This is a genomic window from Cupriavidus sp. HPC(L), assembly GCF_000307735.3.
In the GTDB taxonomy this organism is placed as follows: Bacteria; Pseudomonadota; Gammaproteobacteria; order Burkholderiales; family Burkholderiaceae; genus Cupriavidus.
Window position 1 is genome coordinate 1 of record NZ_AMPR02000361.1, and the last position, 1,640, is coordinate 1,640.

The following is a 1,640-nucleotide window of genomic DNA, read 5'->3' on the forward strand; positions in this document are numbered from 1 at the left end:
AACACCGTCTGCTGCGCCGCAGCGGCGGCACCGCCGGCCCCGGCCGCCGCGCCGCCGGTCAGCGGCGCGATCCAGCGTGTGAAGTTGGTGGTGAACTCCGGCGCGAAGGTCACGCCAAGGTCGCCCCAGGTCCGCGCGGCGATCATGTCGCCACGGCGCACCGACAGCGGGCCGATGGTGGTGCCGGCGAACTTGGCGATGGCGCCGTCCGGACCGAACACCTGGCCGATCTCGGCCGCGCTGGCCTCGATCTTGGCGTCCGACGCGAACGGGTACTTGGTCGCCAGCGTCTGCATGAACGGCTGGTAGACCTGCGCGTTCCACACCTTGTTGATTTCCACGCTGGCAGGGCGGATCGTCACCGCATACGACTGCAGCAGCGGCCGCACCAGCAGCGGACGCAGCGTCTGGCGCTGGCTGTCGGTCATGCCGGTCAGCATCTGCTCGTCGACGTACTTGAGCGCATCGGCCAGCTCGGAGCCGTTGCCGTCCAGCGTCTGCTGCATCAGCTGGCGTGCGCCGGGGCCGGGATCGCCCTGGTTCTTGATGGTGTTGAAGCGCGTGCGGACCTTCGATAGCGTCTCCATATAGCCGCGCAGCAGCGAATTGTTGTCGCGCATCACGGCGATCTTGGCCAGGCCCGAAAACTCCTTGCCGACCGGCCCCATCGGGATGTTGCCGGCTTCGGACGAGGAGGCGAGGCTCGCGCTGTCGACATTGACACTGACGCCCGACGGCGTACCGCGCGAGACCCAGCGCTTGAACCATTCGATCACGCCGGTCTTGGCCTGCTTCAGGCCCGCGTTGACGATCGACGGGTTGTCCCACGAGGTCTGCTCGTAGGCCGCGTCGAACAGCTTGCGAATCGGCGAATTGACCGGATCGCCGAGCAGGTTCATCGCGGTGACGGCCTGATCGAAGCTCTTGAATTCCTGTACCGCGACGCCCTGCATGAAGCGTTGCCACTCCTTCGCGTATTCGTTCTTGTACATCGACACCAGCGTCTTCTGGATCTGCTCGGGGCTGCCCTCGAGCGTCAGGTCGTCGCGGGCGGCGACGTTCAGCACCCAGTCCTTGCTTTGCAGCTCCTTGCTGGCCGCCTCGCGGATGGCCGGCTGCACGTATTGCAGCCAGGCCTCCCGCGTGAAGGTGCCGGGCACCGCGTAGCTGCCGGTGACCACGGTCGCGCCGGCGTCGCCGACGATGCGGGCCACGGTCATCGGCGCGAAGCGCGTCGCCGCGCGTGCCTTGATCTCGGCGTAGGCACGCTCGCGCGCCGGCATGCCGCGCACCACGCGGCGCAGGTTCTCGCGGGTCTGGTCGATCAGCGACAGATTGCTTTCGAGCAGCGGCCAGTTGTCGTCGTTGACGCGGGCCAGGTAGAACGAGATGTTGCGCTCGGCCGCGCGGATCAGCTGCTCGCGCGGCATGTTGCCGCGGTTCTCCTCGAGCCAGCCGCGCCAGAAGCGCGTGACCTGGTCGGTCAGATGCGCGACCTCGACATGGCGCTTGTCCGCCAGCATCAGATAGGTCTTCAGCGCGTTGTAGGCGTCCTCGACATTGGTCGGCGAAGCATCGGCATAGCGCTTGGCGTTCGGCGATTCCGTATTGAGCGCGGCGGTCATATCGGCCGCGGAAGG

1 protein-coding gene is annotated in these 1,640 nt (G+C 67.1%); it reads right to left on the reverse strand.

The features are described 5' to 3' along the window. Positions 1-1,640 (reverse strand): ImcF-related family protein (locus tag B551_RS17835; protein ID WP_023264688.1); only part of this gene is annotated, 1,640 nt, incomplete at both ends.